Below are 25,317 nucleotides of genomic sequence, written 5' to 3'. Positions count from 1 at the left end.
TCAGGCGGCGGCGAGCAGCGCGTCGATCTGGCCGACCGCCTCGGCCATCCCCTCGGCCATGCCCATGGCGACGACCTGCTCCATCTGCTCCGCGCTGGCGAAGCGCGACGTGATCGTCATGGTCGTGCCCGAGCCGCCGGCCTCGAGGGCCACGACCATGCGGGTGACGGGCATCGTCGGGTCGGGCTCGCCGTCGTCGCCGGCGAAGGCGTCGTCGATCTCGATCGCCCGGGGCTCGTCGACGGCCACGAAGCGCCAGTGGCCGCGCGCGACCTCCCCCTCCGGGCCGGTCATGTGGTACTTCGCCGTCCCGCCCGCGCGCAGGTCGTGGGAGTCGAAGGTGGCGGGCCACGTCGGCGGGCCCCACCACCGCTCGAGGCGGCGGGCGTCGGCCCACAGCGCCCACGCCCGGACGGGCGGTGCGGCCAGGTCGGCGACGAGGGTCAGGGTCAGGGCCTGCGGGTCGGGGGTGGTGCTGACGACGCTCATGCTGCTCCTCCGGTGGGTCGGTGCGGGTCGTCGAGATCGGCCAGGACGGCCTCCATGCGGTCGACGCGGCCCCGCCAGAGCTCCTCGAGCTCGGACAGCAGCCGGGTCGCGGTGCGCAGGGCGTCGACGTCCCCGTGGACGACCTGCTCGCGCCCCCGCCGCTGCTTGACGACGAGGTGCGCCCGCTCCAGGACGGCCACGTGCTTCTGGACCGCCGCGAAGCTCATGGCGTAGTGCCGTGCCAGGGACGAGACGGACGCCTCCTGCTGGAGCACGCGCCGCACGATGTCGCGGCGCGTGGCGTCGGCGAGCGCGTGGAAGAGCCGGTCGACGTCGTCACTGCTCCGGACCTGATCTACAACCATGTGGTTGTACGTTACGCCGGTACCCCCCGCCCGACAACCCCGTGCGAGGCTGGGACGCGTGAGTGCACCGAACGTCAGCGCCGCGACCTGCGCGGAGATCGTCCGCGCCAACCTCACGACCCGCTGGCCGTACCACCTGGTGCACCTCGCGGACGGGCCCGACGACGTGCGCGCACCCGCGGAGCTCTACCCCGCCTTCCACACCTCCTTCGACTGGCACTCGTGCGTGCACATGCACTGGCTCGGCGTCGAGGTGCTCGCCTCGGGGCACCGGGACGACGCCCTGCGCCACCTGCTCGACCGGACCCTCACCCCCGACGCGATCGCCGGCGAGGTGGCGTACCTGCGCGCGCACCCCGCGTTCGAGCGGCCCTACGGCTGGGCCTGGGCGGCCCGGCTCGCCGCCACCTGCCGCACCGCCGCCGACGCGGGCGACCCCGACGCCGCCCGCTGGGCCGACGCCACCGCCCCGCTGGCCGCGACCGTGCTCGACCTCGCCGTCCCGTGGGTCACCCGGGCCGGGATGCCCGTGCGGCACGGCACGCACGCGTCCACGGCGTTCGGGCTCGCCCTGCTCGTCACCGCCGCCGAGGACCTCGGCGCCGACGCGCACGCGGCCGCGCTGCGCACCCAGGCCCGGCGCCTCTTCGTCGACGACACCGCCTGGGCGACCCGGTGGGAGACCAGCGGCCACGACTTCCTCTCCCCCGGGCTGTGCGAGGCCGACCTCATGGCCCGCACGCTGCCCGCCGACGAGCTGCCCGCCTGGTTCGACGCCTTCCTGCCCGACCCGCTCGCCCTCACCACGCCCGCGAGCGTCGTCGACCCCACCGACGGGCACGCCGTGCACCTCGACGGGCTCAACCTCTCCCGCGCCGGCGCGCTGCACCGGCTCGCCCGCGCCCTGGACCGCCCGGCGCTCGCCGAGGCCGCCGACGCGCTCCTCGCGTACGGCCTGCCCGCCCTCGACCGGCCCGACTTCGTAGCCACGCACTGGCTCGCGTCGTTCGCCTGGGACGCCCAGACCAGCCGCTGAGCACCCCGGCCCCGACCCGCCCGACGGACGTCACCCGCACGGGACCTGGCGCCGGTCGCACCCGCGCGCGATGATCGAACACGTGTTCGACCCGACCGGGCGGTCCGCCGTGCTGCACGCCGACCTCGACGCCTTCTACGCGGCCGTCGAGCAGCGCGACGACCCCCGGCTGCGCGGCCGGCCCGTCGCGGTCGGCGGCGGCGTCGTCCTCGCCTGCTCCTACGAGGCCAAGCGCCGCGGGGTGCGGACCGCGATGGGCGGGCGGCAGGCCCGGCGGCTGTGCCCCGACCTCGTCGTCGTGCCCCCGCGGTTCGACGCGTACGTCGAGGCCAGCCGCGCCGTCTTCGCGATCTTCCGCGACCTCACCCCGCAGGTCCAGGGCGTCTCCATCGACGAGGCGTTCCTCGACGTGCGCGGCCTGCACCGCATCGACGCCCCGCCCGTCGAGCTGGCCGCACGCCTGCGCGCCCGCGTCGCCGCCGAGGTCGGCCTGCCGATCACCGTCGGCGTCGCCCGCACCCCGTTCCTCGCCAAGGTCGCCAGCCGCGTCGCCAAGCCCGACGGACTGCTGCACGTGCCGCCCGACGGTGAGGACGCCTTCCTGCACCCCCTGCCCGTCGAGATGCTCTGGGGCGTCGGTGACGTCACCGCCGCACGCCTGCGCTCGTACGGGCTGGCCACCGCCGGCGACGTCGCCGCGCTCCCCGAGCACGTGCTCGTCGGCGTCCTCGGCCCGGCCGCCGGCCGGCACCTGCACGCCGTCGTCCACGGCCGCACCCCCGAGCGCGTCGTCACCGACCGCACGCGCACGTCCGTCGGCGCCCAGCGCGCCCTCGGCCCCGGCCCGCACACGCCCGACGACGTGCGCGCCGCGCTGCGCGGGCTCGTCGACCGCGTCTGCCGGCGGCTGCGCGCCGGGCACCGCACCGCCCGCACCGTCGTGCTGCGGCTGCGGTTCGCCGACTACACGCGCGCCACCCGCTCGCACTCCCTGCCGCACGCCACCGCGTCCGGCGCCGACCTCACCGCCGTCGCGCTGCGGCTCCTCGCCGACGCCGCGCCCCGGGTCGCCGAGCGCGGCCTCACCCTCGTGGGCGTGTCCGTCACGCAGCTCGCGTCCGACGACGTCGTGCAGCCCACCCTCGCGCTGGGCGGTCCCGACCGCGACGGGCTCGACGGCGCCGTCGACGCGGTCGCCGCCCGGTTCGGCAGCGGGACGCTCACGCGCGCGAGCCTGCTGCGCGTCGGCGAGGGCTTCGCCGCCCCCGAGGCACCCGGCTGAGCGCCGACCCGCGGCCGCGCCGCAGGCCGACCAGGCTCAGGAGCCCAGCTCCAGGCGCATCAGCCAGCGCTCGCGGTGCCCGCTGTGGGCGCGCGTCGGCGCCGCGCGGACGAACCCCGCCGCCTCGAACAGCTCGACCGTGCCCACGTAGCCCGAGATCGTGTCGACCCGCGTTCCCCCGGTCTCGACCGGGTACCCCTCGACGGCCGGCGCACCGTGCGCGGCGGCGTGCTCGACGGCCCCGGCGAGCAGCACGTGCATGAGCCCGCGGCGCCGGAACGCCGGCCGGACGACGAAGCACACCACCGACCACACGTCCTGCTCGTCGACGAACGGGATGGTGCGCGACCGCATGAGCCGCCGGTAGGTGCTGCGCGGCGCGACCGAGCACCAGCCGGCGGGCTCCTCGTCGACGTAGACCAGCACGCCGGGGCCCGGGTCGCTCGCGCACCGGTCCCGCATGTACGCCGGGCGCTCGGCGTTCGGCACCGACGAGTTCAGGTACGCCGTGCACCAGCAGCCACCCGCGTCCGGGCGCTGCGTGCCCACCACGGTCGCGAAGTCCTCGAACCGCCCCGTCGCGGGCCGCACGTCGGTCACCATGCCTCGCACCGTACGCAGGGGCCCCGACACGCGCGTGCCCCGCGCCGCAGGACGACGCCGGACGGGTCAGGGACGGACGGGTCAGGGCCGAACGAGACCGGTGACCGGGTCGCGCCCCGTCAGGCAGTACACAGCCCCGGCGGGGTCGCGCAGCACCGTCCACCCGTGCCCCGGGGCGACCCGTGCCGCCCCGAGCGCGACGTGGTGCGCCGCGACCTGCTCCACGTCCGGGCCGCAGGCCAGGTCCAGGTGCGCGGTGACCACCTCGCGCGGGTCGTCCGCCCCGAGCTCGTGCAGCATCAGCCGCAGCGGCATCCCCGCCGGGCGGTCGAGGACCGTCATCTCCGGGCGCGAGCCCGTGCGCGCCGGCCAGCGCGTGAACGCCGACCAGAAGTCCAGCTCGCCGGCACGTCCGCCCGCCGGGACGTCGAGGCTCACCTGGTCGACCAGCACCGCACCGTGCCCGTCCGGCACCGGCGCCGGACGGGTGCGCTCCCCGCGGTCCGGGACGAGGCAGAGGACGAACCCGCCCGGGGAACGGAGCACCACGTGGTCGGCGCGCAGCACGACGTCCGCGCCGAGGGTCACGGCCCGGTCCGCCTCGTGCGCGACGTCGTCGACGTGCAGGTCGAGGTGCACGCGCGGCGCATCCCCCAGCCGTTGCACCGCCAGGTAGGCGTCGCCGTCGGGCGGCAGCAGGGTCGCGAACTGGTCGTCCTCTCCGCGCGACGACGACACGGTGCCGCCGGTGACGGCCCGCCAGAACTCGGTCGCCACCGCGTGCACCGGTGCGGGGAGGTCGAGGAACGCGGTCGTCCACACCACAGCCATGCGCGGACCGTACCGCGCCTCTCACCTGACCAGGGCGCGCCCCTCCTCGTACCGCTCGACCCACCCCGCGACGTCGCCGCGGGCCAGGGCGACGGCGAGCAGGTCGGGGAACACGTCGGGCGTGCACGCGAACGCCGGCACCCCGAGCGCCGCGAGCGCCGCCGCGTTGTCGCGGTCGTAGGAAGGCGCCCCCGAGTCGCTCAGCGCCAGCAGCACCAGCACCTGCACGCCCGAGGCCACCATCTGCGCGACCCGGCGGAGCAGCTCGTCGCGGACCCCGCCCTCGTACAGGTCGCTGATCAGCACGAACATCGTGTCCGTCGGGCGGGCGACCAGCGACTGGCAGTACGCGACCGCCCGGTTGATGTCCGTCCCGCCGCCCAGCTGCGTGGAGAACAGCACGTCCACCGGGTCGGCGAGCTGGTCGGTCAGGTCGACGACGCTGGTGTCGAACACCACCAGCGACGTCCGCAGCGACCGCATCGACGCCAGGACCGCCCCGAACACCGCCGAGTACACGACCGACTCGGCCATGGACCCGGACTGGTCGACGGCGAGCACCACGTCCCTTGCGACCATGCTCTGCGCCCGTGAGCGCCCGACGAGCCGGTGCGGGACGACCGTGCGGTGCTCGGGCAGCCAGTGCGCCAGGTTGGCGCGGATCGTGGCGTCCCAGTCGATGTCCCGCGGGCGCGGGCGGTGCGTGCGGTCCCCGCGCAGCGCGCCCGTCACGGCCGACCGGGTCGACGTCGCGATGCGGCGCTCGATCTCTGCGACGACCTGCGCGACGACGTGCCGGGCCGTGCTGCGCGTCGTCTCCGGCATCGTGCGGTGCAGCTGCAGGAGCGTGGACACCAGGCCGACGTCGGGCTGCACGGCGGCGAGGAGCTCGGGCTCGAGCAGCAGCCGCCGCAGCCCCAGCCGGTCGACGGCGTCGCGCTGCATGACCTCGACGACCGTCGACGGGAAGTACGTGCGGATGTCGCCCAGCCACCGCGCGACCCGCGGCGCCGACCCGCCGAGCCCCGCGCCGCGCTCCCCGCCGCCCGAGCCACGTGCGCCGTCGTCGTAGAGCGCGGCGAGCGCCTCGTCCATGGCCCGCTGGGCGTCGGTGAGCGGCACACCGGCCGCGTCGGGGGTGCCGGCCTCGCCGAGCAGCAGCCGCCAGCGCCGCCGCCGGGTGCCCTCGTCGACCGCGTCCCCGCCCGCGCCCGGCGGCACGCCCTGCGCCTGGTCCGTCGCCTGCACGTCCACCCCGCCTCCGTCGCCCGCCGTCATGACCCCGCCCCCGCCGCGACCGGCGCCGGGGCCGACGCAGCCCCCGCACCGTCCGGGACGGTCCCGCCGAGCAGCCGCGCGACCGTCGCGAGCGGGCCCGCCGCGAGCACCGCGTCGATCACCACGTCGTCGTCGACCGCCGCCGCACCGTGCGCCGTCGGGCGGCGCACCGCGTCGCCCACGGCCCGCCGCTCCCCCACCGGCATGGCCCCGAACGTGCGGCGCAGCAGCGGCAGGACGTCGGTGAAGTCCTCCTCGCGCAGGTGCGCCACCCACGCGTCGAGCATGCCCAGCAGCGTCCGGTCCCCCGCCAGGAGCAGACCGCCGCCGTCGAGGAACCCCTCCGCCCAGGCCGCCGTCGTGCGGGCCGGCGTGCCGCGCGAGAGGGCACGCCCGAACCGGCCGGCGGCGTCCTCGGCGTCGAGCGCCCGCGCGTCGAGCAGCAGCCGGGTCGCCCGGCCGGCGAGCACCCCGGAGACGTCGGTGCGCCCCGAGAGACGCCCGAGCGTGGCCTGCCACAGGGTCGTGCCGTCGGCGTGGTCGCGCAGCCGCACGGCGTCGTGCGCCGCGTCGAGGTCCTCCCGCAGCGCCCGCGCGGCGTCGTCGTCCAGGCCCGTGACGGCACCGGGCAGCGCGGCGCAGGCGCGCACGACGAGCGCGTCGGCGACCTGCGCGAGCGCGTCGACGCGTGTGCCGCGCACGTCGGAGTACCGGTGCGCGCGCACCAGCGGGGGCAGGGCGCGCAGCAGGTGCGCGACGTCGCCGTCGCGCGCAGCCCGCTCGTCGAGCACGGGCAGCAGCCGGTCGAGAGCGTCGGGCAGGTCCGCGACGAGCGTCGCCTCGACGAGCGCGGTGACGGTCGGCAGCGCCGCGGCCTGCGCGTCGGCGACGACCCGGGCGCCGGCCGCCTCGGCCACGGCCGTGCCCCACGTGGACGCCTCGACGAGCGCGACCACCAGCTCGGGGGTCCAGCGCAGCACCCACGTCTCGCGGAACGTGCCGGTGCTCCGGGCCGCCGACCGCTCCCGCACCGCCCACGGCACCTGCAGCAGCGCCAGCCGGTGCAGCAGGCGCGAGCGCGCGAGGTCGGTGTCCTTGCGCAGGTCGAGGTCCAGGGTGCGCGGCGCCGCGTCGAACGCGAGCCGCAGCCGCCGGGCGCTCGCGCGCAGGTCCGCCTCGAGCGGCACGGTCGGCACGTCGTCCGGCACGGCGCCCATGCGCTCGCCGACGACGAGCTCGGCGGTGACGTGCGCGACCAGCGCGTCGTCGCCCTCGCAGAGCACGGCGCGGGTGGCCTCGGTGACCTCGGCGAGCCCGGCCGCGGGCCGGCCGCGCACCACGGCGAGCATCTGGGCCAGCCGGGTCGCCTCGATGACGTGCGCCGACGACACGGGCAGGTCGCGGGCGCGCAGCACGGCCGCGACCTGCACGAGCCAGCGGGCCACGACGTCGTCCGGGGTGGTGTACAGGTGGTGGTACCACCCCGGGGAGTCCACGCCCGCGCCGTACCCGGACGCCGACGCCAGCCGGGACGCCGTCCACGGGGTCCAGGTGAGCGTGACCCTGCGGCGCGGCAGGCCCGTCAGGAGGCGGGCGTCGGGCGCGGCGGGGCCGAGCCGACCGGTGAGCGCGGGTGCGTGCCACGCGCCGCAGACCACGGCGACGCGCTCGTGCCCCTCGCGCAGCGCGGCCCGCACCTGCTGGCGCATGTGCGCCTCGCGGCGGGCCTCGTGCAGCGCGGCGTGCTCCGCCGCACGCGTGAGCGGGCCGCGCGCCGCCGCGTCGTCGGCGGCCTCGCGCAGCGCCTGCATCGCCTCCGTCAGGACGTCGAACGGTGTCGCGCCGTCGGGCCGGTGCTCGACGACGTCCTCCCACCAGCGCTCCGGGTCGTCGTACCCGGCGACGCGCGCGAGCGTCGCGACGGGGTCGGTCCGCACCGCGTCGAGCTCGGCCCAGGCCGGCGCCGGGGCCTCGTCCGGCGTGGGGTCTCCCGCCGGCGCGGGGTCCTCCGTGGGCGCAGGGTCCTCCGTGGGCGCAGGGTCCTCCGTGGGCGCAGGGTCCTCCGTCGGCGCAGGGTCCTCCGTCGGCGCAGGGTCCTCCGTCGGCGCAGGGTCCTCCGTCGGCGCGTCATGCTCCACGGCCAGGGAGACGGCGGCGGGCAGGTCGACGAACCGTGCGGGCACGTCGTGCTCGGCCGCCCACCGCAGCGCCTGCCACTCGGGCGAGAACACGGCGAACGGCCACCACGCGGCGCGCCGGGGCTCGTCGGCGGTCGTCGCGAGGAGGGCCACGGGCGGCTGCATGGCCTCGTGCCCCACGAAGGTCAGCAGCGGGTCCGCGTCGGCCGGACCCTCGACGAGCACGACGGTCGGCGCCCACGCGTCGAGCTCGGCCGCCACGGCACGTGCGGAGCCGGGCCCGTGGTGCCGCACCCCGAGCACCCGCACGCGCGGCTCGTCCGCCGGGGCGCGGCGGGCCGGGGCGGTCGTCATCCGGTGACCTCGCGGCACGCGCCGTAGAAGTCCAGCCACCCGTCGCGCTCGCGCACCACGGACTCGAGGTACTCCACCCACACCGCGGTGTCGGCGACGGGGTCCTTGACGACCGAGCCGAGGATCCCGGCGGCGACGTCCGAGGGCCGCAGCACGCCGTCGCCGAAGTGCGCGGCCAGGGCGATGCCGTGCGCGACGACCGAGATCGCCTCGGCGGTCGACAGCGTCCCCGACGGGCTCTTCAGCGCCTGCCGGCCGTCGACGGTGCGCCCGGAGCGCAGCTCGCGGAACACCGTCACCACGCGGCGGATCTCGTCGGCGGCGGCCGGCACGGGCGGCAGCTCCAGCGCGACCCCGAGCTGCTCGACGCGGCGGGTCACGATCGCGACCTCCTCCTCGTGCGTCGCGGGCAGCGGCAGCACGACGGTGTTGAACCGTCGTCGCAGCGCGGACGACAGCTCGTTGACGCCGCGGTCCCGGTCGTTGGCGGTCGCGATGACGTTGAAGCCCTTCGCGGCCTGCACCTCCGTGCCCAGCTCGGGCACGGGCAGGGACTTCTCCGACAGCACCGTGATGAGCGCGTCCTGCACGTCCGAGGGGATGCGCGTGAGCTCCTCGATCCGCGCGATCGACGCCGTGCGCATCGCGGTCATCACCGGCGACGGCACGAGCGCGCGCTCGCTCGGCCCCTCGGCGAGCAGCCGCGCGTAGTTCCAGCCGTAGCGGATCGCGTCCTCCGACGTGCCGGACGTGCCCTGCACGACGAGGGTCGAGCTGCCCGAGACCGCCGCCGCCAGGTGCTCGCTCACCCACGTCTTGGCCGTGCCGGGCACGCCCAGCAGCAGCAGCGCACGGTCCGTGGCGAGAGTCGCGACGGCGACCTCGACGACGCGGCGCGGACCGACGTACTTGGGGGTGACGACCGTGCCGTCCGGCAGCGTGCCGCCGAGCAGGTAGGTGACGACCGCCCAGGGCGACAGCCTCCACGCGGGCGGCCGGGGCCGGTCGTCGGCGGCGTCGAGCGCGGCCAGCTCGTGCGCGAACGCCTGCTCGGCGTGGGGTCGCAGCAGGGTCTCGACGTCGGTCATGCCAGCTCCTCGAGCATCTGTCGGCGGACGAGCAGGACGTCGGCGACGTCCCGCAGGGTGGCGATCGTGGCGGGGTCGGTGGTGCGCATCGAGGCGCCCCGCACGCGCGCCTCGGTGGTGGGGTCGGGGCTCAGGGCGACCGCCAGCCGGTCGCCGATGCCGGTCTGCCACCACGCCGGCAGCGGCGGCCCGGTGATCATCCAGTGCATCGCGGCGTCGACCACGGCGTCGGGCCAGGGCGTGGGCAGCACGTCCCACAGCTCCTCGACGCCCTGCGTGGAGGTGTCACGGACGCCGCGTCGCACGTGCAGCCGGGCGACGAGCGCCTCGACCTGCTCGGCGAGGGGCAGCACCCGCAGCAGCCCGGGGTCGGGCCCGTGGCGCGCCACCAGCGCGGCCGCCCACCGGGCGTCACGGGTGCGCACGGCCGCGCCGCGCCAGCCGGCGTGCAGCTCCCGGTCCCGGTCGCCGTCGACCGTCCGCCCGACCAGCTGGGCCGGCGTGGCCCCCAGGTGCTCCTCCCACCGGTGCGGCGGGGTCGCGGCGACGAGGGCCTCCAGCAGCGCGGCGCGCCGCCCGCCGGTCGTGCCGGGGCCCAGCAGCGGCGACCCGTCGTCGGGCTCCGGCAGGTCGACGACCAGCACCTGGCGCAGGGCACGGCGCTCGCGGCGCACGAGGGCCAGCGCACGGTCCTGGCACTGCCGGGCGAACGCCGACCCGGGAAGGTCGACCAGCGCGCGTGCCGCGGCGTGCCGCACGCTCGCGGCCCGGTCCGCCAGCGCCCTCACGAGCAGCTCCTCGTCGTCGGGCCGGGCGGGCGACCGCACCAGCGCCGCGTGCAGCGCGTCGACCAGCGCGGCACGCTCGGACGCCGGCCGACGGCCGAACGTCGGGTCGGCGATCGCCGCGCGGGCCTCGTCCGGTGCCGCGTCCGCATCGGTCCGCCCGGCGGTGCGCCGCGCGAGCGCGTCCGACCACCCGGGGCGTGCGGCCGCGAGCCAACGCCCGCGCGCGCCCAGCACGGGGACGACGGCCGCCCCGGGGCCCGCCGGGCCTGCGGCGAGGTCGAGCAGCTCGGGCAGCACCGCCGCCGGCGCGACGACCCCCCGCTCCGCCGCGGCGGCGAGCCACACGGTCAGCAGGGCCCGACCGCGGGCGTCGGTCCGGGCGAGCAGCGCGGTGAGGCGGGCAGCGGCGGCGGGACCCGCCACGCGGCCGTCCTCGGGCGGCGCCACGGCCCCGGCAGACCCGGGCGCCCGCGGCGGCACGGACGCGGCCCGGCGCGCGACGGCGTCGACCGCGAGCGCGTCGAGCAGCGCCGGGGCGGCGTCCGACGCGGGCAGGGAGCGGACCACGTCGCCGACGGCACCGGGCAGCCCGTCGGTGCTGACGGGGTGACGGCGCAGCCCGAGCAGCCCCGCGGTCACGAGGTCGTCGCGGGCGCTCACAGGGCCACCAGCCCGGTGCCGTCCCACGCCGCGAGGGGGTCGAGCCCGGCCGGGACCCGGTCGCCGACCACGGTGACCGGCCGGCCCCCGCTGACGGCGAGGAGGCGCCACAGTCGGGACGAGGGCACGAGCGGGAGGGCGCCGGCGCCGTCGGCCACGACGGACCAGCCGTCCTCGCCGCCGCCGGGGCCGGGCACCGGTGCGAGACCGTCGACGACCACGGGCGCCGCGGTGCACCACGGGTCGGCGGTCAGGGCCTGCGACCAGGCCCGCTCGGCCTCGTCCAGCGGGACGCCCGTCACGGGACCCAGGGTCTCGGGCTCGCCGTGCCGTGCGCCGACGACGGCGCGGGTCGGGTCGCCGGGGTGCACGTGCAGGTCGGCGTCGACGCGCGTGCCGACGAGCAGCGGCACCTCCAGGGGCTGGCCCGAGGCGGCGAAGGCGACGACCACGCGGTCCTGCCCGCTGCGCTCGCCGCGCACGTGGACGCGCCGGAACCGCACGCGCCCGTCCGCGCCGTCGCGGGTCGCGAGGACCTGCCAGCGGTCGCGCTCGGCCGGTGCGGCGAGCACGTCCTGCGTCCGGGTCGCCTCGCCGACGCGGCGGCGCACGACCGCCGCGAGCGCGGGGTCGAGCGCGTCGAGCCGCCCGTGCGCCCGGACGAGCAGGTGCAGCAGCGCGAGCTCGTCGAGCAGGCGGGCGGGCCAGCCCTCCCCGCTCGCCGCGACGGCGGGCAGGCGGCGCACGGCCTCGGCCAGGCCGGGCGCCTGCGCGTCGACGAGGCGCGCGGCGACCTGCTCGTAGGGTCCGTACCCGGCGCGGTCGGCCCCGGCGACGCCGTGCTCGACCTGGTCGTGCAGCCACCGTTCGAGGTCCGCGACACCCTCGGCGGAACGACGGGCGCGCGTGGCGGCACGGCGGGCGGCGGCCCGGGGGTCCGACGGGGCCCGGGCCGGTGCGGCCGTCGCCCGCTCGGCCCGGTCGGCACGGGCCGCGAGCCACGCGGCGGCGTGCTCGGCGGGCTCGGCGACGTCGGGCACGTGCCCGGCCGACCAGAGCAGCAGCAGCCCGAGGGCGTGCTTGCAGGGGAACTTCCGGCTCGGGCACGAGCACGTGTACGCGGGGGCGGCGAGGTCCACGACGGTCGCGTAGGGCGTCCTGCCCGAGCCCTGGCACAGACCCCACAGCGCGGCCGGGCGGGCGCTCGCCCCGGTGCTCGACCACGGCCCGGGGCTCGACAGCTTGTGCCCCGCCTTCGCCGACGACGCGTCGGGGGCGAGCGCGACGACCTGCTCGGCCGACCACCTCTGATCCACGAGCCGGGACGGTAGCGTCCGCCACCGACACGGTCACCACCGGGCGGCCCGTGGGCCTGCGGGTTCACCCGGACGAGCGGTCCGTCAGCCCACGGCGGTGCGCACGTGCCGGGCCAGCAGCGCGTAGACCCGCTCGACGACGGCACGGTCGCGGGTCAGCACGGTGTAGCCGTGGTCCTGGTCGGGCAGGTCGACGTGCTCGACCAGCGCGCCCGCGGCCGCGAGGCGGTCGGCGTACCGCACGCCCTCGTCGTGCAGGCGGTCCAGCGCGCAGGTGACGACGACCGCGGGCGCGATCCCGGTGAGGTCGGCGGTGTCGCCGTCCCACGCGGGCGACGCCAGCGGGTGCTCCTTGGCGGCGCGCGTCGGCACGTACGCGGTGTCGAAGACCTGGGTCATCGGCACGGAGATGATCGACCGGCCGGCCGCGTGCTTGCGCCCGCCCGGCGTCACCAGGTCCAGCGGCGGGTACTGCAGCACCTGCAGCGCGACGCGCGGCGTCCCCGCCGCCAGGGCCTGCCGGGCCGCCGCCGTCGCGGCCGCCCCGCCTGCGCTGTGCCCGCCGACGGTCAGGCGCGACCCGTCCCAGCCGTGCCCGTCCAGCGCCGCCCACGCCAGGGCGTCGTACGCCTGCTCGACCGCGACGGGGAACCGGTGCTGCGGCGCGAGGGCGTAGTCGACGTTGACGACGACCACGCCGGCCTCGTGCGCGAGGTACCGGCACCAGGGGTCGTCCTGCTCGGGGTGCCCGAGCGCGAAGCCGCCGCCGTGCAGGTTGACGTGCACGGGCGCCCCCTCCACGCCGCCGGGGGGCGCGTAGACCACCGCGGGCGCGTCGCCGTGCCGGGTGGGCACCGTCACGGCCGTCGTCGTCGCCGGGATCTCGGCGAACGCGATCTCGTCCGGCACCCGCGGGCCGGGACCGCGCTGCATCAGCCGGGCGATCGTGTCGGCGACGGCGGGCACGGTCAGCAGGCGCACGGGTCCTCCGGACGGTCGGAGCGGGTCCTGCGTCGGGCCCGCGGTGCCGGGAGCGTACGCGGTGGACCTGTCCCGCGTCCGGCGGTCGCGGCACCGGTCTGCGCACCGGTCCCGCCGCCCCCGTCGGGGGGCCGCGTCTCGGCCGCACGACGGGGGCCTCCGTCTGGAGGATGAGCGCGCGCGGACCCCGATCTCCGCACCGCGACGGTGCCGCCGCGCCACCCGCGTCCGTAGCGTCGAGACCGACACCGGACCGAGGAGGGACCCATGATCGAGGCCCGAGGACTGACCAAGAGGTACGGCGGCACGACCGCCGTCGACGGCATGACGTTCACCGTGCGCCCGGGGGCCGTCACGGGCTTCCTGGGCCCCAACGGGGCCGGCAAGTCCACGACGATGCGCATGATCGTCGGCCTGGACCGGCCGACCGCCGGCTCCGTGGCCGTCAACGGCCGCCCGTACGCCCAGCACCGCGCGCCGCTGCACGAGGTCGGGGCGCTGCTCGACGCGAAGGGCGTGCACACCGGCCGCACGGCGTACGCGCACCTGCGGGCCCTGGCCGCGACGCACGGCATCGCCCGCAGCCGCGTCGACGACGTCATCACCATGACCGGGCTCGACAGCGTCGCCCGTCGCCGCGTCGGCGGGTTCTCCCTCGGCATGGGCCAGCGCCTGGGCATCGCCGCCGCGATGCTCGGCGACCCGCAGACGCTCGTGCTGGACGAGCCCGTCAACGGCCTCGACCCGGAGGGCGTGCTGTGGGTGCGCACGTTCGTGCGCGCGCTCGCCGCCGAGGGCCGCACGGTGCTGCTGTCCTCCCACCTGATGAGCGAGATGGCGCTGACCGCCGACCACGTCATCGTCGTGGGCCGCGGCCGCGTGATCGCCGACGCTCCCGTCAGCGAGCTCGTCGCGCAGGCCAAGGGCGGTGGACTCGTGCGCGTGCGGACCCCGCAGACCGGCACCTTCGAGGAGGCCCTGCGGCGCGCGGGTGCGCAGGTCACCCAGGTCGAGCACGACCTGCTCGAGGTGGTCGGCGTGACCGCCGCGCAGATCGGCGAGCAGGCCGCCGCGCAGGGCGTCGTCCTGCACGAGCTGGCACCGGTGCGCGGCTCCCTCGAGGACGCGTACCTGGCGCTGACGGCCGACGAGGTCGAGTACCGCACCAGCCCCGCAGCCAGCCCCGCGCCCGCCCCCGCGGGCGCCGTCACGTCCGACGGGAGCGTCCGATGACCACGTCCACCCTCACCTCCCCCGCCCGCGTGCGCGCCGGCGCCCCCGCCCGCCCGGGCGTCACGCCGCTGCGCGTGCTGACCTCGGAGTGGATCAAGTTCCGCACCCTCCGCTCGACCGCGTGGACGCTGGCGGGTGCGGTGCTCGCGATGACCGCGATCGCCGTGATGCTGGCCCTGGTGTCGACGTCGGTCCCCGAGGCCGCCGAGACCAGCGGGATGAGCAACCTCGTGGTCCTGACGGGCGGGGTCCAGGTCGCCCAGCTCGCCCTCGTCGTGCTCGGCGTGCTCCTGATCACCGGGGAGTACTCGACCGGGATGGTGCGCTCCACGTTCGCCGCGGTGCCGTCCCGCCTGCCCGTGCTCGGAGCCAAGGCGGTGGTCACCGCGATCGCCGCGGCGGTCGTCACGGTCCTGGGCCTCGCGCTCGCGTGGGTCGCGACGCTGCCGTTCGACGGCGTCGCACCGCTGGACCTCGGCGACGCCGGGACGGTCCGGGTGCTCGGCGGCACCGTGCTCTACCTCGCCACGCTCACGCTCCTGGCGCTGACGGTCGGCGCGCTCGTGCGGCACTCGGCGGGTGCCATCGCCATCGTGATGGGGCTGCTGCTCGTCGTCGAGCCCGTGCTGTACATCGTCCCGAACCGCATCACCGCGACCATCGGGGCGTTCCTGCCGTCGACGGCCGGCTCGCGGATCATGACGGACCCCGACATGCTCGAGGCGACGCGGGGCATGAACGACGCACCGTTCCTCACCGCCTGGCAGGGGTACGGCGTCCTCCTCGCGTGGGTCGTCGTGCTGGGCACGCTCGCCGCGGTCCTGCTCCGCCGCCGCGACGCGTGACCCGACGCGCGACCGTGGCAGGGTGACCTCGTGACCCCCGACCCGCCGACGCCCGGCGACGACGCCCGTCCCGCGGGGGCGGGCGTCGTGCCGGGCGTGTTCACCGAGCTCCAGGCGCGGCGGCTCGGTCCGCTGCGCCGGTTCCTCGTGCGGCACCCGCGGGTCATGGACGCCGTCGTCGTGGTCGTGTTCCTCGTCCTGGCGCTGCTGTCCGTGCTGACGACCACGGGCATGGTCCTGGACTCGGGCCTGCTCGCCGACGACGACCGCGCGGTCGGCCTGCTCCTCGCGTGCGGCGTCGGCACGAGCGTCCTGGCGGCCGCGGCGCTGGTGTGGCGCCGGGCCGCACCGGTCGTCGTGACGGCCGCGCTCGCGGTGCTGGCCGTGGCGTCGCTGCTGGTCTCGGGCACCCTCGGGGCGCTCGACCTGGCGCTCGCGTGCGGCCTGTACGCGGTCGCGGCGTCCCGCCCGCCGCGCACGGCGTGGCTGACGTTCGGCGGCACGATGCTCGTGGTCGCGGGTGCCGGGTGGGTGTGGGAGCGCACGGACCTGACGAACCCCGACATCACGGTGATCAGCCCCGAGGACCCGGGCGGTGTCACGCCCGTGCTGTCGACGACACCCTGGCAGTCGCACGTGCTGAGCACGACGGGGCTGCTCGTGGTGCTGCTGATCGCGCTGTCGATCGGCACGAGCGTGCGCAACCGCCGCCTGCACGTCGCCGACCTCGTCGAGCGCACCAACGCCCTGGCCCGCGACCGCGACCAGCAGGCGCGGCTCGCACGTGCCGCGGAGCGCACCCGCATCGCCCGCGAGATGCACGACGTCGTCGCGCACTCCATCACCGTGATGGTCGCGCTGTCCGACGGCGCGAGCGCGGCCCTGACCCGCTCCCCCGACGCCGCGCGCACCGCCCTCGACGAGCTGTCGAGCACCGGCCGCGGGGCCCTGGCGGACATGCGCCGCGTGCTCGGGGTGCTGGACGGCCACGACGCACCGCTGGAGCCGCAGCCCGGCCAGGACGACCTGGGCGGCGTCGTCGAGCGGTTCCGCGCGGCGGGGCTGCCCGTGCACGCCCGCGGGCTCGGCACCCCGCTGCCGGAGGAGACGACGTTCCGGCTGGCCGTGCACCGCATCGTCGCCGAGGCCCTGACCAACGCCCTGCGGCACGCCCCGGGCACCACGCGCGTCCTGGTCGACCTGCGCCGCACCGACCGGGCCGTGGAGGTCGAGGTCGTCGACGAGGGCACGTCCCTGCCCGTCGCCGACGCCGGCGGCGCGGGGCGCGGCCTGATCGGCATGCGCGAGCGCGCCGCGGTGTACGGCGGCACCGTCGACGCCGGCCCCACCGTGCGCGGCGGCTGGCGCGTGCACGTCACCCTGCCCTGCGACGCACCGACGCACCCCGACGACCGGCCGACGGCCGGCACCGACCCGGGCCCCGCGCCCGACCCCGAGGAGATCCCTGCATGATCCGCGTCCTGCTGGTCGACGACCAGGCCCTGCTGCGCATGGGCTTCCGGCTCGTGCTCGAGGCGGAGGACGACCTGCAGGTCGTCGGCGAGGCCGGTGACGGGCGTGCCGCGCTCGACCAGGTCGCGGCCCTCGCGCCCGACGTCGTGCTGATGGACGTGCGCATGCCCGGTACGAACGGCATCGAGGCGACGCAGCGGGTCGTGGACGCGCACCCGGGCACGCGCGTGCTCATCCTCACCACGTTCGACCTCGACGAGTACGCGTTCGCGGCGCTGCGCGCCGGGGCGAGCGGGTTCCTGCTCAAGGACGCGCACCCCTCGGACCTGGTGGCGGCCATCCGCTCCGTCGCGTCGGGCGACGCCGTGGTCTCCCCGCGCGTGACCCGCCGGATGCTGGAGATGTTCTCCGACCGGCTGCCCGCCGGCGCCCCCGAGCCCGACGGCCTCGACCCACGGCTGCGCGCCCTGACCCCGCGCGAGCTCGAGGTGCTCGGGCACGTCGCCGAGGGCCTGTCGAACGCGGAGATCGCCCAGCGCCTGTTCCTGTCGGAGGCGACGGTGAAGACCCACGTGGGCGCGATCCTCGCCAAGTGCGCGGTCCGCGACCGCGTCCAGGCCGTCGTCCTCGCCTACGAGACGGGCCTCGCCGGCCGCACCCGCTGACCCGGCGTCAGAACGGCGACATCTGGTCGATGGTCTTCGTGGCGAGATCGACGATCGCGCGAGCCCGGGCGAGGTCGTCCATGACGTCCTCCACCACCAGGTCGGGCGACTCGAAGTCCGGGTACTCGAGACTGTTGCGGCGCCTGCGCATCCGGTCGAACGGCCGGAGCACCGGCCCGAGTGGCGGGTCGAGCTGGGCGCTGACCGCCCGCAGCACGGCGATGTGTCCTCCGCGGCTCGTGGCGCGCAGCCCCTCGTTCTCGAGCACAGCCGCGAGCGCCTTGCGCGCGCCGTCGTAGGCCAGCGCGTACGCGCCTTCCGCGTCCGTCGGTGCGACGGTCTCGGCGGTGCGCAGGTGCTGCGTTGCCTGGTGCAGGAGTCGGTCAGCGTGCTCGCGACTGGGCGGGACACGCTGCAGCTCGGAGCGGGCAAGCATCTGCTCGACCTCCGCACGACCCTGGTTCCATCTCATGAGGCGTCATCCTTCGCGAGGGTCAGCGGGACGAGGGGACGTGACCGGAGCGACGCGAGGAACGCGTCGGCCGGAGGCGGGGACTCCCAGCGGTCGCGGCTGACGCGGTGCACGGACACCTGCCGACCGAGTCTGACCTCGGCCCGCTGTGCCACGTCGTCGAGGGCGTCGAGCGAGGCGTCACCGACGACGAGCACGTCGACGTCGCCCGGCACGGGACCCGGCTCGCCGTGGAACCGTGCCGCCCACGACCCGTAGACGAAGGCCTGCTCGACGCCCTGCACGCCGGCGAGCTCCTCGGAAAGGACCGGGACAGGACCGTAGGTGACCGCGAGCAGGTCCGTCATGGGCCCGGTCATCGGCGTGCGGGGACCGCGCCGCACGAGCCTGGCGGTGCCGACCCTCCTGTCGCTCAGAAGGCCGGCGGCGACGAGCCTGCTGACCTCGTGCGCCATGGCCTTGACGCTCGCCCCGGCCCGCCGGGCGAGGTCCGTCACCGTGAACTCGTCGTCGGGGCTGAGGTAGGTCGTCGCGAGCAGCTGTCCCTGGACCTGTGATCGCAGGATGGGCAGCAGCGGCGGAGGCGCTTCTCGCATGTGAGCTCCTTGCTTGTGACCTCTCAGGTGACAAGCGTACGCCTTCGCCCTCATGACGCCGGGCGCTCTCCCTTCCTCGGTGCACATCCGTGAGGGCCGAGCCTCCGCGGCCCGTCGCGGCTCGACCCATCACACGCGCGGCGCCTTCCTGCTCAAGGAGGACAGGCCTCCGCCGGTCCGCGGCGGGATGCGACGAGCGGGACGCCGAGGGCGGCGACCGCCAGCCCCACCGCGACCAGGACCACGACCCGGCCGTCCGCAGCGGGCGGGTCGAGGAGGTCGGGGGTGGCGAGCACCGGGGACAGCTGGTCGGCCGCGGACCGTGCAGCGACGATCCCGGCCCCTCCGACGGCGAGGAGCAGCGAGGCGGCTGCGAGCGCCCACGCGGCACCGACCGCGGCACCGGGCACCGGGCGCGCCCCCCGGGCGCTTGCACCGACGACGACGCCGACCACCCCGAGCCCGAGGAACGCCGCTCCGAGGGCCGCCAGCGTCAGCTCCCGCAGGATGTCGTTGTCCGCACCGGGCAGCTCGACCAGCGTCCAGCCCACGGCACCGACCGCCCACGCGACCGACAGGGTCGCCACCCCGGCGACGACGGCGACGGCCACGACCCCCATGACTGCTGTCCTCGTCCTCATCCGGCACATCCTGCCGCCCGCCGGCCGCGGCCCGCGCTCGGTGCCCAGGACGGCGGTCGACGTGCTGCCCCGGCACAGCCCCGGAGGGGAGACACGCCGGTGCCGATGAGTCGTGCCCCCGGCGCGGGTCGAGCAGGGTGGACGTGCACACCGAGGACGGGAGCCGGAGATGACGGGGACGACGCAGCGGAGCCTGGACGTGCCGGGGGCGGTGCTCGCGTACGACGTGCGGGGACCGCTGCCCACGGCGGACGGGGAGCCGCCGCTGCTGCTCGTGGGGCAGCCGATGGACGCGACCGGGTTCGCCACCCTCGCCGGGCTGCTCCCGGAGCGGACGGTCGTGACGTACGACCCGCGGGGTCTGGGGCGCAGCACCCGCACGGACGGGTCGTCGACGCACGACCCCGTGCAGCAGGCCGAGGACCTGCACGCCCTCGTGGGGGCGCTCGGCGGCGGGCCTGTCGACGTCTTCGGCAGCAGCGGCGGCGCGGTGACGTCGCTCGCCCTGGTGGCCGCGCACCCGCAGGACGTGCGCACGCTCGTCGCGCACGAGCCGCCCGCCCTGCCCGTGCTGCCGGACGCCGCGCAGGCGGAGGTCGTGTGGCAGCGGGTGCAGGCGGCCTACCAGGCCCGGGGCTGGGGCGCGGGCATGGCGGCGTTCGTCGCGATGACGTCCGTGCCCGGCCCGTTCACCGCGGACAGCCTCGCCGAGCTGCCGGACCCGGCGGCGTTCGGCATGCCCGCCGAGGACGACGGCTCGCGCGACGACCCGCTGCTCTCGGGCGCGTCGGCACCCGTCACGGGCTACGCGCCGGACGTGGCCGCGCTGCAGGCTGCGCCGACGAGGGTCGTGGTCGCCGCGGGCATCGAGAGCAAGGACCTCATGACGTGGCGCACGAGTGCCGCCCTGGCCGAGGCGCTCGGCGTCGGGCTGACGGTGTTCCCCAGCCACCACGGCGGCTTCATGGGCCCTGAGCTCGGCATGCCGGGCCAGCCGGAGGCGTTCGCGACCCGCCTGCGCGAGGTGCTGGACGCGGGCTGACGCGGCGGTGGGGCCCGACCGGGCCGGGCCCCACCGGTGGTCAGCGGGTGCTGAGCACCTCGCGCACGAACCGCTCCGAGCGCTCGCGCAGCCCCGCGACGCGGCGGGCGACGATCGCGTCCCGCACCTGGTCGGCGTCGGAGCCCGCCTCCGTGCGGGTCGGCGGACGACGCACGTTCGCCGAGCACAGGAAGTGCGTGCAGATCAGCGTGCCGATGGTGTTGCCGCGCCGCCCCGACGCCCCGCCGCGGCGGGCCACGTAGAGGGTGACGTCGTCGGTCACGACGACGTCCTCGCACCACGCGCACACGGTGCGGCGCCGGGCGAGGGTGCCGGCGCGGTCACCGGCGCGCAGCAGCACACCGGTCGGGGCGCCGTCGACCTCGAGGACGACGTACGCGGACAGGGGCGCCTTGCGGTCGCACCAGCCGAGCAGGTCGAGACGGTCCCAGTCCTGGGCGTCGAGGTCGGGGAGGGTGGCCTGGGTGGCCTCGCGGCGGGACGCGTTGACGAAGCAGGCGCGGATGTCGCGCTCGGTCAGGGGGTTCATGGCAGGTCTGCGCTTCCGGTGGGTCGGCTGGCCGCCACCGGGCGCACGGGAGCGTGCGCGCCGCTGCGCGGTGCGTCAGCGGGCCGGGGCGGCCGGGAGGGCGGGTGCCCGCGCCGGGGCCCGGCGACCGGTCGTCAGATGCCGCCCGCGCGATGGCGGGCGTGGGTCAGGACGAGGTCAGCGGGGCGCGACGCGGTCGCGCGGCGTGCCTGAGCAGGCCTGTGCGGCCGCCTCGCAGCCTGCGGTCGGGTTCCGCACCACTCGCTCCTCGTCCTGGGCCTCGACCGGCACCGTGAGGTGCCGGTCGAGGCGATGCTACGTCAGCCGCGGCGCTCGCCGCCGGCGGCGGGCGCGCCGGTCGAGCGGCCGGCCCGGCGCGGGCCCTGGCGGCGGCTCGGGGTGCTGGGGGTGCTCTCGGAAGTCCATGCGAGGGCCGGGGCTGCCGAGCGGCGCGCGCCCGAGCCCTGGCTGCGGGCCGCGGCGGGGGCACCGTCGCGACGCGCGGCCCCTGCACCGGCCGAGGCGCCGCCGCGACGACGCCCTCCCCCGGTGCCCGGCGCCGAGGCGACGTCGGTGCGTGCGGCACCGCCGCCCGCGCCGGACCCGCCACGGCGACGGCGCGACGGCTGCGACGACCCGGCCGAGGCCGAGCGCCCGCCGCCGGAGCGTGCCGGGGCGGCAGCGGGAGCGGCCGCGGTCGGAGCCACGGGCGCAGCGAGGGTGCCGACGAGCTGCTCCAGGGCGGGCGAGCCGAGGCGCACCGGCTGCGGCGTGACCTTGATGCCGGCCTGGCGCGTCAGGTCCCGCACGTCGCCCATCTGCTCGGGCAGGACGAGCGTGACGACGTCGCCGCCCGACCCGGCGCGCGCGGTGCGGCCCGAACGGTGCAGGTACGCCTTGTGCTCGGCCGGCGGGTCGACGTGGACGACCAGCTCGACGTCGTCGACGTGGATGCCGCGCGCCGCGATGTCCGTGGCCACGAGCACCCGCACGCCCCCGTTGGAGAACGCGTCGAGGTTGCGCTCGCGCGCGCCCTGGCTGAGGTTGCCGTGCAGGTCGACGGCGGGCACGCCCGCGCTGGTGAGCTGCTTGGCGAGCTTCTTCGCGGCGTGCTTGGTGCGCATGAACAGCACGCGCCGGCCCGTGCCGGAGGCGAGGTGCTGCACGACGTCGCGCTTGACGGTCGCGTCGGCCACGGTGAGCACGTGGTGCGTCATCGCGGAGACGGGCGACTGCGCCGTGTCGACGGAGTGCCGCAGCGGGTTGCGCAGGAAGGCCGTGACGAGCTTGTCGACGCCGTTGTCCAGCGTCGCGGAGAACAGCATGCGCTGCCCGCCGGCCGGGGTCGCCGCCATGATGCGCTTGACGCCCGGCAGGAACCCGAGGTCGGCCATGTGGTCGGCCTCGTCGAGGACCGTGATCTGCACGTCCGCGAGCGAGATGACCTTCTGCTTCATGAGGTCCTCGAGCCGGCCGGGGCAGGCCACGACGATGTCGATGCCGCCCTTGAGCGCGGACTCCTGGGGGCGCTGCGAGACGCCGCCGAAGATGGTGGTGACGTGCAGCCCGGCGGCCTTGGCCAGCGGCTCGAGCGTCGCGGCGATCTGCGTGGCGAGCTCGCGCGTCGGGGCGAGAACGAGGCCGCGGGGGCGGCTCGGCACCCGCTTGGGCAGGTGGGTGCCGGGCACGAGGCCGGCGAGACGTGCCACGAGCGGGAGGCTGAACGCGAGGGTCTTGCCCGAGCCGGTGCGGCCGCGGCCGAGGACGTCACGGCCGCCGAGCGTGTCGGCCAGCGTCGCGGCCTGGATGGGGAACGCCTCGGTCTTGCCCTGCGCGGTGAGGGCACGGACGAGGATCTCGGGCACGCCGAGGGAGGAGAAGCTGGTCACAGGGTGGTCGCCTTTCGGGGCGTCGTGGGGGCGCCCACCAGGCAGCCATCGCACCCGGGACGCGGGCCCGCGCAGATCCAGAAGTCGCGCAGAGCCACCCCTAGTCTGCCTCATCGCCCGCCCGACGGCGCTGTCACGCTGCTCACAGGCCTCGGCCTTGTCGGTCGACACCCGCCGAGGCCCACGCCCGACCACCCACGTCCGGCCGGTTGGCCTGCGCGGACGGCAGCAGCGACCGCCCGGTCAACGACCACTGTTCATTCAGAATGAACAGGACCAAGAAATGAACAGACCGCTCAGGCACCGACGTAGGCGGCCAGGTGCTGGCCCGTGAGCGTCGAGCGGGACGCGACCAGGTCCGCGGGGGTGCCCTCGAACACGAGCGTGCCGCCGTCGTGCCCGGCGCCGGGGCCGAGGTCGATGATCCAGTCGGCGTGCGCCATCACGGCCTGGTGGTGCTCGATCACGATCACCGAGCGGCCGGACTCGACGAGGCGGTCGAGCAGGCCGAGCAGCTGCTCGACGTCCGCGAGGTGCAGACCGGTCGTGGGCTCGTCGAGCACGTACACGGCGCCCTTCTCCCCCATCCGCGTCGCGAGCTTGAGGCGCTGGCGCTCCCCGCCCGACAGGGTCGTCAGCGGCTGGCCGAGGCCGACGTACCCGAGCCCGACGTCGACGAGGCGTTCCAGCACGGCGTGCGCGGCCGGCGTGCGGGCCTCGCCCTCGGCGAAGAACGCGGCGGCCTGCGTGACCGGCATCGCCAGGACCTCGGCGATGTCCTTGCCGCCGAGCCGGTACTCCAGCACGGACGCCTGGAAGCGCCGGCCCTCGCACTCCTCGCAGGTGCTGGCGACGCTCGCCATCATGCCGAGGTCGGTGAACGTGACGCCGGCACCGTTGCAGGTGGGGCACGCCCCCTCGGAGTTGGCGCTGAACAGGGCGGGCTTGACGCCGTTGGCCTTGGCGAACGCCTTGCGCACGGGCTCCAGCACACCCGTGTACGTGGCGGGGTTGGAGCGGCGCGACCCGCGGATCGCCCCCTGGTCGATCGCGACGACGCCCTCACGGCCGACGACCGACCCGTGGATGAGCGAGCTCTTGCCCGACCCGGCCACACCCGTGACGACCACGAGCACGCCGAGCGGCACGTCCACGTCGACGCCGCGCAGGTTGTGCGTGCTCGCGCCGCGCACCTCCAGCACGCCCGTGGGGGTGCGGACCGCGGGCTTGAGCCGGGCGCGGTCGTCGAGGTGGCGACCGGTGAGCGTCCCGCTGGTGCGCAGCCCCTCGACGGTGCCCTGGAACACGATCTCGCCGCCCGCGGTGCCGGCGCCCGGGCCGATGTCGACGACCTGGTCCGCGACGGCGATCGCCTCGGGCTTGTGCTCGACGACGAGCACCGTGTTGCCCTTGTCGCGCAGCCGCAGCAGCAGGTCGTTCATCTTCTGGATGTCGTGCGGGTGGAGGCCGATCGTCGGCTCGTCGAAGACGTACGTCACGTCGGTCAACGAGGAGCCGAGGTGCCGGATCATCTTGGTCCGCTGCGCCTCACCCCCCGACAGCGTGCCCGCGGGCCGGTCCAGCGAGAGGTAGCCCAGGCCGATCTCGACGAACGAGTCGAGCAGGTGCCGCAGGCCCTGGAGCAGCGGGGCGACCGAGGGCACGTCAAGCCCGCGCACCCACGCCGCGAGGTCCGTGATCTGCATGGCGCACGCGTCGGCGATCGAGATGCCGGCGATCTTCGACGACCGCGCCCCCGGCCCCAGCCGGGTGCCCTCGCACTCGGGGCAGGTGGTGAACGTGACGGCACGCTCGACGAAAGCGCGCACGTGGGGCTGGAGGGCGTCGACGTCCTTGGAGAGGATCGACTTCTGGATCCTCGGCACCAGGCCCTCGAAGGTCACGTTGATGCCGTCGACCTTGATGCGGCGCGCCTCGCCGTAGAAGAGCTCCTGCCGCTGCTTCGCGGTGAAGGCCGCGACGGGCTTGTCGCCCGGGACCACCGCGGAGTAGATCCGCCCGTACCAGCCGTCGGCGCTGTACCCGGGCACGGTGATCGCACCCTCGACCAGGCTCTTCGAGTCGTCCACGAGCTGGGCGAGGTCCACGTCGTTGACAGCGCCCATGCCCTCGCAGCGCGTGCACATGCCGCCGAGGCGCTCGTACTCCGCCTTCACGGCCTTCGACGACGCCGCGTTGCGCTCCACCGTGATCGCCCCGCTGCCGCGGACCGACGCGGTGTTGAACGAGAACGCCGACGGCGGGCCGATGTGCGGGTCCCCCAGGCGGCTGAACAGGATCCGCAGCATCGCGTTCGCGTCGGTGGCCGTGCCGACCGTGGATCGCGGGTTCCCGCCCATGCGCTCCTGGTCGACGATGATCGCCGTGGTCAGGCCCTCGAGGAGGTCGACGTCGGGGCGGGCCAGCGACGGCATGAACCCCTGCACGAACGCCGAGTACGTCTCGTTGATGAGCCGCTGGGACTCGGCGGCGATCGTGCCGAACACGAGCGAGCTCTTGCCGGAGCCGGAGACGCCGGTGAACACCGTCAGCCGCCGCTTGGGCAGGTCGACGCTCACGTCCTTGAGGTTGTTCTCCCGCGCGCCGTGGACGCGGATGAGGTCGTGGGCGTCCGCGACGTGCCCGCCGGCGGCGGCGCTCGTGGTGCTCGGGGCGGGGGGTGGCGTGGCCGGGCTCATCGT

General features: G+C 76.4%; 23 protein-coding genes. 7 read left to right on the top strand and 16 right to left on the bottom strand.

What is annotated here, in order from left to right; translation table 11 throughout:
* Both BKA21_RS17245 and BKA21_RS17240 read right to left on the bottom strand, forming a co-directional pair.
* The gene (locus BKA21_RS17245) at positions 1–489 is read right to left on the bottom strand and encodes an SRPBCC family protein (RefSeq protein WP_140460187.1); all 489 of its coding nucleotides are present in this window, start codon (positions 487–489) and stop codon (positions 1–3) included.
* Positions 486–854 carry an ArsR/SmtB family transcription factor gene (locus tag BKA21_RS17240; protein WP_140460186.1) on the bottom strand — a complete coding sequence of 123 codons (369 nt, stop codon included), beginning with the start codon at positions 852–854 and terminating at the stop codon, positions 486–488. The genes BKA21_RS17245 and BKA21_RS17240 overlap by 4 nt, the downstream gene beginning before the upstream one ends.
* A gap of 58 nt (positions 855–912) precedes the next feature.
* On the opposite strand from BKA21_RS17240, the gene BKA21_RS17235 reads away from it, so the two are divergent.
* Positions 913–1,890, top strand: coding sequence for a DUF2891 family protein (locus tag BKA21_RS17235; RefSeq protein ID WP_239072893.1), 978 nt, complete (start codon positions 913–915; stop codon positions 1,888–1,890).
* Between the two features lie 70 nt (positions 1,891–1,960).
* Entirely contained in the window at positions 1,961–3,172 is a 1,212-nt protein-coding gene (gene dinB / locus BKA21_RS17230; RefSeq protein WP_140460184.1) for a DNA polymerase IV, read from the top strand.
* Positions 3,173–3,208: 36 nt separating this feature from the next.
* On the opposite strand, the gene BKA21_RS17225 is transcribed toward dinB, so the two are convergent.
* From BKA21_RS17225 to BKA21_RS17190, 8 genes are all read right to left on the bottom strand, one after another.
* Entirely contained in the window at positions 3,209–3,775 is a 567-nt protein-coding gene (locus BKA21_RS17225; protein ID WP_140460183.1) for a GNAT family N-acetyltransferase, read from the bottom strand.
* Between the two features lie 81 nt (positions 3,776–3,856).
* Entirely contained in the window at positions 3,857–4,606 is a 750-nt protein-coding gene (locus BKA21_RS17220) for a VOC family protein (protein WP_140460182.1), read from the bottom strand.
* 21 nt (positions 4,607–4,627) lie between these two features.
* Positions 4,628–5,860: a VWA domain-containing protein gene (locus BKA21_RS17215; RefSeq protein ID WP_239072895.1), complete on the bottom strand. Its 1,233-nt coding sequence runs from the start codon at positions 5,858–5,860 to the stop codon at positions 4,628–4,630.
* Between the two features lie 20 nt (positions 5,861–5,880).
* Positions 5,881–8,376: a DUF5682 family protein gene (locus BKA21_RS17210; protein WP_179625400.1), complete on the bottom strand. Its 2,496-nt coding sequence runs from the start codon at positions 8,374–8,376 to the stop codon at positions 5,881–5,883.
* The gene (locus BKA21_RS17205) at positions 8,373–9,464 is read right to left on the bottom strand and encodes an ATP-binding protein (RefSeq protein WP_140460180.1); all 1,092 of its coding nucleotides are present in this window, start codon (positions 9,462–9,464) and stop codon (positions 8,373–8,375) included. The genes BKA21_RS17210 and BKA21_RS17205 overlap by 4 nt, the downstream gene beginning before the upstream one ends.
* Positions 9,461–10,912 (bottom strand): DUF5691 domain-containing protein, encoded by a 1,452-nt coding sequence (locus BKA21_RS17200; protein ID WP_170209095.1) that lies wholly within the window; start codon positions 10,910–10,912, stop codon positions 9,461–9,463. Before BKA21_RS17200 ends, BKA21_RS17205 begins: the two co-directional genes overlap by 4 nt.
* Positions 10,909–12,228, bottom strand: coding sequence for an SWIM zinc finger family protein (locus tag BKA21_RS17195; protein ID WP_140460179.1), 1,320 nt, complete (start codon positions 12,226–12,228; stop codon positions 10,909–10,911). The genes BKA21_RS17200 and BKA21_RS17195 overlap by 4 nt, the downstream gene beginning before the upstream one ends.
* 84 nt (positions 12,229–12,312) lie before the next feature.
* Positions 12,313–13,209 carry an alpha/beta hydrolase fold domain-containing protein gene (locus BKA21_RS17190; RefSeq protein WP_179625399.1) on the bottom strand — a complete coding sequence of 299 codons (897 nt, stop codon included), beginning with the start codon at positions 13,207–13,209 and terminating at the stop codon, positions 12,313–12,315.
* A 267-nt stretch (positions 13,210–13,476) separates the two neighbouring features.
* Here BKA21_RS17190 and BKA21_RS17185 point away from each other — a divergent pair, with 267 nt between their 5' ends.
* From BKA21_RS17185 to BKA21_RS17170, 4 genes are read left to right on the top strand one after another with little or no spacing between them, the layout of a single operon-like run.
* On the top strand, positions 13,477–14,442 hold the full coding sequence (locus BKA21_RS17185; RefSeq protein ID WP_140460178.1) for an ABC transporter ATP-binding protein: 966 nt from the start codon (positions 13,477–13,479) through the stop codon (positions 14,440–14,442).
* Positions 14,439–15,287, top strand: coding sequence for an ABC transporter permease subunit (locus BKA21_RS17180; RefSeq protein ID WP_140460177.1), 849 nt, complete (start codon positions 14,439–14,441; stop codon positions 15,285–15,287). Before BKA21_RS17185 ends, BKA21_RS17180 begins: the two co-directional genes overlap by 4 nt.
* Positions 15,288–15,317: 30 nt before the next feature.
* Entirely contained in the window at positions 15,318–16,760 is a 1,443-nt protein-coding gene (locus tag BKA21_RS17175; protein ID WP_140460176.1) for a sensor histidine kinase, read from the top strand.
* Positions 16,757–17,425 (top strand): response regulator, encoded by a 669-nt coding sequence (locus BKA21_RS17170; protein WP_140460296.1) that lies wholly within the window; start codon positions 16,757–16,759, stop codon positions 17,423–17,425. Before BKA21_RS17175 ends, BKA21_RS17170 begins: the two co-directional genes overlap by 4 nt.
* 7 nt (positions 17,426–17,432) lie before the next feature.
* Here the strand turns inward: BKA21_RS17170 and BKA21_RS17165 are convergent, their stop codons facing one another.
* From BKA21_RS17165 to BKA21_RS17155, 3 genes are all read right to left on the bottom strand, one after another.
* Positions 17,433–17,897: a hypothetical protein gene (locus tag BKA21_RS17165; protein WP_140460175.1), complete on the bottom strand. Its 465-nt coding sequence runs from the start codon at positions 17,895–17,897 to the stop codon at positions 17,433–17,435.
* Positions 17,894–18,493 carry an ArsR family transcriptional regulator gene (locus BKA21_RS17160; RefSeq protein WP_140460174.1) on the bottom strand — a complete coding sequence of 200 codons (600 nt, stop codon included), beginning with the start codon at positions 18,491–18,493 and terminating at the stop codon, positions 17,894–17,896. Before BKA21_RS17160 ends, BKA21_RS17165 begins: the two co-directional genes overlap by 4 nt.
* A gap of 152 nt (positions 18,494–18,645) precedes the next feature.
* Complete coding sequence (locus BKA21_RS17155; protein ID WP_140460173.1) at positions 18,646–19,134, bottom strand: hypothetical protein; 489 nt, start codon at positions 19,132–19,134, stop codon at positions 18,646–18,648.
* Between the two features lie 169 nt (positions 19,135–19,303).
* On the opposite strand from BKA21_RS17155, the gene BKA21_RS17150 reads away from it, so the two are divergent.
* The gene (locus tag BKA21_RS17150) at positions 19,304–20,176 is read left to right on the top strand and encodes an alpha/beta fold hydrolase (protein WP_140460172.1); all 873 of its coding nucleotides are present in this window, start codon (positions 19,304–19,306) and stop codon (positions 20,174–20,176) included.
* A gap of 40 nt (positions 20,177–20,216) precedes the next feature.
* Here BKA21_RS17150 and BKA21_RS17145 read toward each other — a convergent pair whose 3' ends face one another.
* The 3 genes from BKA21_RS17145 to BKA21_RS17135 all read right to left on the bottom strand — a co-directional run bounded on the left by BKA21_RS17145 (position 20,217) and on the right by BKA21_RS17135 (position 25,314).
* Positions 20,217–20,726 carry an FBP domain-containing protein gene (locus BKA21_RS17145; protein ID WP_140460171.1) on the bottom strand — a complete coding sequence of 170 codons (510 nt, stop codon included), beginning with the start codon at positions 20,724–20,726 and terminating at the stop codon, positions 20,217–20,219.
* A 320-nt stretch (positions 20,727–21,046) separates the two neighbouring features.
* A complete protein-coding gene (locus BKA21_RS17140; protein WP_140460170.1) occupies positions 21,047–22,615 on the bottom strand; it encodes a DEAD/DEAH box helicase in 1,569 nt (522 codons plus the stop codon).
* A 296-nt stretch (positions 22,616–22,911) separates the two neighbouring features.
* On the bottom strand, positions 22,912–25,314 hold the full coding sequence (locus tag BKA21_RS17135) for an ATP-binding cassette domain-containing protein (protein WP_140460169.1): 2,403 nt from the start codon (positions 25,312–25,314) through the stop codon (positions 22,912–22,914).
* Positions 25,315–25,317 lie beyond the last annotated feature (3 nt).

This window comes from Cellulomonas oligotrophica (assembly GCF_013409875.1).
Taxonomy (GTDB): domain Bacteria; phylum Actinomycetota; class Actinomycetes; order Actinomycetales; family Cellulomonadaceae; genus Cellulomonas; species Cellulomonas oligotrophica.
This window is presented reverse-complemented; position numbering and strand designations above follow the sequence as displayed.

Excerpts from the sequence above, each read along its gene's own strand:
- BKA21_RS17245 (WP_140460187.1), bottom strand. The coding sequence starts at position 489 with ATGAGCGTCGTCAGCACCACCCCCGACCCGCAGGCCCTGACCCTGACC.
- BKA21_RS17240 (WP_140460186.1), bottom strand. The coding sequence starts at position 854 with ATGGTTGTAGATCAGGTCCGGAGCAGTGACGACGTCGACCGGCTCTTC.
- dinB (WP_140460184.1), top strand. The coding sequence starts at position 1,961 with ATGATCGAACACGTGTTCGACCCGACCGGGCGGTCCGCCGTGCTGCAC.
- BKA21_RS17225 (WP_140460183.1), bottom strand. The coding sequence starts at position 3,775 with ATGGTGACCGACGTGCGGCCCGCGACGGGGCGGTTCGAGGACTTCGCG.
- BKA21_RS17220 (WP_140460182.1), bottom strand. The coding sequence starts at position 4,606 with ATGGCTGTGGTGTGGACGACCGCGTTCCTCGACCTCCCCGCACCGGTG.
- BKA21_RS17210 (WP_179625400.1), bottom strand. The coding sequence starts at position 8,376 with ATGACGACCGCCCCGGCCCGCCGCGCCCCGGCGGACGAGCCGCGCGTG.
- BKA21_RS17205 (WP_140460180.1), bottom strand. The coding sequence starts at position 9,464 with ATGACCGACGTCGAGACCCTGCTGCGACCCCACGCCGAGCAGGCGTTC.
- BKA21_RS17185 (WP_140460178.1), top strand. The coding sequence starts at position 13,477 with ATGATCGAGGCCCGAGGACTGACCAAGAGGTACGGCGGCACGACCGCC.
- BKA21_RS17180 (WP_140460177.1), top strand. The coding sequence starts at position 14,439 with ATGACCACGTCCACCCTCACCTCCCCCGCCCGCGTGCGCGCCGGCGCC.
- BKA21_RS17170 (WP_140460296.1), top strand. The coding sequence starts at position 16,757 with ATGATCCGCGTCCTGCTGGTCGACGACCAGGCCCTGCTGCGCATGGGC.
- BKA21_RS17165 (WP_140460175.1), bottom strand. The coding sequence starts at position 17,897 with ATGAGATGGAACCAGGGTCGTGCGGAGGTCGAGCAGATGCTTGCCCGC.
- BKA21_RS17160 (WP_140460174.1), bottom strand. The coding sequence starts at position 18,493 with ATGCGAGAAGCGCCTCCGCCGCTGCTGCCCATCCTGCGATCACAGGTC.
- BKA21_RS17155 (WP_140460173.1), bottom strand. The coding sequence starts at position 19,134 with ATGAGGACGAGGACAGCAGTCATGGGGGTCGTGGCCGTCGCCGTCGTC.
- BKA21_RS17150 (WP_140460172.1), top strand. The coding sequence starts at position 19,304 with ATGACGGGGACGACGCAGCGGAGCCTGGACGTGCCGGGGGCGGTGCTC.
- BKA21_RS17145 (WP_140460171.1), bottom strand. The coding sequence starts at position 20,726 with ATGAACCCCCTGACCGAGCGCGACATCCGCGCCTGCTTCGTCAACGCG.
- BKA21_RS17135 (WP_140460169.1), bottom strand. The coding sequence starts at position 25,314 with ATGAGCCCGGCCACGCCACCCCCCGCCCCGAGCACCACGAGCGCCGCC.